This window comes from Promicromonospora sp. NPDC110617 (assembly GCF_055598465.1).
This window is the reverse complement of the sequence record NZ_JBVKBM010000010.1, coordinates 1-5434: the sequence shown is the minus strand read 5'-3', so window position 1 is coordinate 5434 and position 5434 is coordinate 1. Positions and strand designations below refer to the sequence as shown.

Here is a 5434-nt window from a genome sequence, read left to right as displayed (position 1 = left end):
TGTGAGTGTGGTTGTGAAGTTATCGGCAGGTTAGTACCGGTCAGCTCCACAGGTCTTCAGTCCCTGCTTCCACATCCGGCCTATCAACCCAGTGGTCTGCTGGGTGCCTCTCACACACAAAGGTGTATGGAAACCTCATCTCGAAGCAGGCTTCCCGCTTAGATGCTTTCAGCGGTTATCCCTTCCGAACGTAGCCAACCAGCCATGCTCCTGGCGGAACAACTGGCACACCAGAGGTTCGTCCGTCCCGGTCCTCTCGTACTAGGGACAGCCCTTCTCAAGTTTCCTACGCGCGCAGCGGATAGGGACCGAACTGTCTCACGACGTTCTAAACCCAGCTCGCGTACCGCTTTAATGGGCGAACAGCCCAACCCTTGGGACCTACTCCAGCCCCAGGATGCGACGAGCCGACATCGAGGTGCCAAACCATGCCGTCGATATGGACTCTTGGGCAAGATCAGCCTGTTATCCCCGGGGTACCTTTTATCCGTTGAGCGACGGCGCTTCCACAAGCCACCGCCGGATCACTAGTTCCGACTTTCGTCCCTGCTCGACCTGTCGGTCTCACAGTCAAGCTCCCTTGTGCACTTGCACTCGACACCTGATTACCAACCAGGCTGAGGGAACCTTTGAGCGCCTCCGTTACATTTTAGGAGGCAACCGCCCCAGTTAAACTACCCACCAGGCACTGTCCCTGATCCGGATCACGGACCGAGGTTAGACATCCGAAGCGATCAGAGTGGTATTTCAACAATGACTCCACCCGAGCTGGCGCCCGAGCTTCACAGTCTCCCACCTATCCTACACAAACCGCACCGAACACCAATACCAAGCTATAGTAAAGGTCCCGGGGTCTTTCCGTCCTGCTGCGCGTAACGAGCATCTTTACTCGTAGTGCAATTTCGCCGAGTTCGCGGTTGAGACAGCGGAGAAGTCGTTACGCCATTCGTGCAGGTCGGAACTTACCCGACAAGGAATTTCGCTACCTTAGGATGGTTATAGTTACCACCGCCGTTTACTGGGGCTTAAATTCTGGGCTTCGCCGAAGCTAACCCGTCCTCTTAACCTTCCAGCACCGGGCAGGCGTCAGTCCGTATACATCGTCTTGCGACTTCGCACGGACCTGTGTTTTTAGTAAACAGTCGCTTCTCCCTGGTCTCTGCGGCCCTCCCCGCGTCCCCCAGCAAGTGGGTTAACGGTTCAGGCCCCCCTTCTCCCGAAGTTACGGGGGCATTTTGCCGAGTTCCTTAACCACGATTCACTCGATCGCCTTAGTATTCTCTACCTGACCACCTGAGTCGGTTTAGGGTACGGGCGGCTAGTCCCTCGCGTCGAGGCTTTTCTAGGCAGCATAGGATCACCAGATTCCCGCATACACGGTCACTATCAGCTCTCACCCTCAATGACACCCGGATTTGCCTAGGTGTCGGGCTACAACCTTGGACGTGGACAACCATCGCCACGCCTGGCTACCTTCCTGCGTCACCCCTGTTAACACGCTTACCTACTACCGGATCAGGTCCCACGCCTCCCCAACGGTCCGGTCCGAAGACCAGTGTGCTGGCTTGGGGTGGTTAGTATCACCGGGCTCGGTATGGGCGGTACTTCGCCGGTAGGAGAATATCAACTCCTTGTCCATCGACTACGCCTGTCGGCCTCGCCTTAGGTCCCGACTTACCCAGGGCGGATGAACCTGGCCCTGGAACCCTTGGTCATTCGGCGGACGGGATTCACACCCGTCATTCGCTACTCATGCCTGCATTCTCACTCGTGTAGGCTCCACCGCTAGGTCACCCTGCGACTTCACTGCCCACACGACGCTCCCCTACCCACCCACACACCTGAACACACAGAACAAGTCTGGTGCTGGGCTTGCGATCAAACGCAATGTGAGTGCCACGGCTTCGGCGGTGTGCTTGAGCCCCGCTACATTGTCGGCGCGGAATCACTTGACCAGTGAGCTATTACGCACTCTTTCAAGGGTGGCTGCTTCTAAGCCAACCTCCTGGTTGTCTGTGCAACTCCACATCCTTTCCCACTGAGCACACGCTTAGGGGCCTTAGCCGGTGATCTGGGCTGTTTCCCTCTCGACCACGGAGCTTATCCCCCGCAGTCTCACTGCCGCGCTTGCACTTACCGGCATTCGGAGTTTGGCTGACGTCAGTAACCTGGTGAGGCCCATTAGCCATCCAGTAGCTCTACCTCCGGCAAGAAACACGCGACGCTGCACCTAAATGCATTTCGGGGAGAACCAGCTATCACGAAGTTTGATTGGCCTTTCACCCCTAACCACAGGTCATCCCCCAGGTTTTCAACCCTGGTGGGTTCGGTCCTCCACGCCGTCTTACCGGCGCTTCAACCTGCCCATGGCTAGATCACTTCGCTTCGGGTCTAGACCCGGCGACTATGAACGCCCTGTTCGGACTCGCTTTCGCTACGGATACCCCACACGGGTTAACCTCGCCACCGAGCACTAACTCGCAGGCTCATTCTTCAAAAGGCACGCCGTCACCCCTACCAAGGAGGCTCCGACGGATTGTAGGCACACGGTTTCAGGTACTATTTCACTCCCCTCCCGGGGTACTTTTCACCTTTCCCTCACGGTACTTGTCCGCTATCGGTCACTAGGTAGTATTTAGGCTTAGCAAGTGGTCTTGCCAGATTCACACGAGATTTCACGGGCCCCGTGCTACTTGGGATCCCCTCCACCAGGCCGCACCATTTCGTCTACGGGACTCCCACCCACTACGGTCCGGTATTCAACCCGGTTCGACTATGACACGACTTTCTTACTGGCCGGAAGACTGTCAGATCTTCCCGGAAGGTCCCACAACCCCGCACACGCAACGCCTGACAGCTTGACACGCATACGGTTTGGCCTCATCCGCTTTCGCTCGCCACTACTCACGGAATATCTCTTCCTGTCGGTACTGAGATGTTTCACTTCCCGACGTTCCCTCCACACGCCCTATACATTCAGGCGCGGGTAACCGAACATGACTTCGGCTGGGTTCCCCCATTCGGAGACCCTCGGATCACAGCTCGTCTGCCAACTCCCCGAGGATTATCGCAGGCTACAACGTCCTTCTTCGGCTCCTAGTGCCAAGGCATCCACCAATGTGCCCTTAAAAACTTCAGCAACACTACAATCACAGAAACCAAGACAACATGACCTGAGACAATCAAACCCACACAGGCGAACCCATGCCAGCGATCATCACAGAGCAGTCTTGGAAAAATTCAAAGATGCTCGCGTCCACTATGCAGTTCTCAAGCAACGGACGAACCCACCAGAGCGATCCGCAACCACCACCACCGGCAAGCCGGCTGGTCTGGACTGCCACTCAGTGACCCGTGTCCTCCAGAAACACCCACCCACACCCACACCCCCACCCCACCAGGACCGAAACCCTTCAGGAGCGGTGCGTGAGGCGGCCGGTTGCCTCAGGACCCAACAGTGTGCTTGGCAAGCCCCCATGACCCGTACCACCACGTTCCTTCCAACCCCCACAAGGAGAGCCGGCGTACTAGCAGCAGTCACCGGTCAGGTGACTCTTCGTCAATGTTCCACCCATGAGCAACCACCCCAGACGCGTACGGCCTGGGCCTGGCCTCTGCCACCACCACCCGACGCACCCCAAGGGTGACGTGCAGGCAACGACCACATAGGGCCGGTGATGGAGATGAGCTCCTTAGAAAGGAGGTGATCCAGCCGCACCTTCCGGTACGGCTACCTTGTTACGACTTAGTCCCAATCGCCAGTCCCACCTTCGACCACTCCCTCCCGAGGGTTGGGCCGTGAGCTTCGGGTGTTACCAACTTTCGTGACTTGACGGGCGGTGTGTACAAGGCCCGGGAACGTATTCACCGCAGCGTTGCTGATCTGCGATTACTAGCGACTCCGACTTCACGGGGTCGAGTTGCAGACCCCGATCCGAACTGAGACCGGCTTTTTGGGATTCGCTCCACCTCACGGTATCGCAGCCCTCTGTACCGGCCATTGTAGCATGCGTGAAGCCCAAGACATAAGGGGCATGATGATTTGACGTCATCCCCACCTTCCTCCGAGTTGACCCCGGCAGTCTCCCATGAGTCCCCGGCATAACCCGCTGGCAACATAGGATAAGGGTTGCGCTCGTTGCGGGACTTAACCCAACATCTCACGACACGAGCTGACGACAACCATGCACCACCTGTGTACGAGTGTCCAAAGAGAACCCCATCTCTGGGGCTTTCTCGTACATGTCAAGCCTTGGTAAGGTTCTTCGCGTTGCATCGAATTAATCCGCATGCTCCGCCGCTTGTGCGGGCCCCCGTCAATTCCTTTGAGTTTTAGCCTTGCGGCCGTACTCCCCAGGCGGGGCACTTAATGCGTTAGCTGCGGCACAGAACCAGTGGAACTGGCCCCACACCTAGTGCCCAACGTTTACGGCATGGACTACCAGGGTATCTAATCCTGTTCGCTCCCCATGCTTTCGCTCCTCAGCGTCAGTAACTGCCCAGAGACCTGCCTTCGCCATCGGTGTTCCTCCTGATATCTGCGCATTCCACCGCTACACCAGGAATTCCAGTCTCCCCTACAGCACTCTAGTCTGCCCGTACCCGATGCAAGCCCACAGTTGAGCCATGGGATTTCACACCAGACGCGACAGACCGCCTACGAGCTCTTTACGCCCAATAATTCCGGACAACGCTTGCGCCCTACGTATTACCGCGGCTGCTGGCACGTAGTTAGCCGGCGCTTCTTCTGCAGGTACCGTCACTTGCGCTTCTTCCCTGCTGAAAGAGGTTTACAACCCGAAGGCCGTCATCCCTCACGTGGCGTCGCTGCATCAGGCTTTCGCCCATTGTGCAATATTCCCCACTGCTGCCTCCCGTAGGAGTCTGGGCCGTGTCTCAGTCCCAGTGTGGCCGGTCGCCCTCTCAGGCCGGCTACCCGTCGACGCCTTGGTAGGCCATTACCCCACCAACAAGCTGATAGGCCGCGAGCCCATCCCCCACCGAAAAACTTTCCAACACCCACCATGCGGCAGGCGCTCATATCCGGTATTAGACCCCGTTTCCAAGGCTTATCCCGAAGTGGAGGGCAGGTTGCTCACGTGTTACTCACCCGTTCGCCACTGATCCACCCAGCAAGCTGGGCTTCACCGTTCGACTTGCATGTGTTAAGCACGCCACCAGCGTTCGTCCTGAGCCAGGATCAAACTCTCCGTAAAAGAGAAACATCCACACCCACTCACGTGAGCGCGAACAATGATACTGGCCAGATCAAAACCAAACTGGTTCATTGATCCGATCCAAAAACAACCCCCACCGATTCCGTCCACACCACCCTGCTGGCGGCACGACCCGAAACGCTGAGAGTCAAATAATTGGCATTGACTATCAAGCACACTGTTGAGTTCTCAAACAACCGACGCACACCGTCAGAGCC

At 57.2% G+C, this 5434-nt stretch carries 2 rRNA genes; both read right to left on the bottom strand.

Annotated features, from left to right (window positions below):
- Positions 1-10: 10 nt before the first annotated feature.
- Positions 11-3140: ribosomal RNA gene (locus ACZ7LE_RS28485) — 23S ribosomal RNA — on the bottom strand.
- A 556-nt stretch (positions 3141-3696) separates the two neighbouring features.
- Positions 3697-5216 (bottom strand): 16S ribosomal RNA (locus ACZ7LE_RS28480).
- The 16S and 23S rRNA genes sit together here, the layout of an rRNA operon.
- Positions 5217-5434 lie beyond the last annotated feature (218 nt).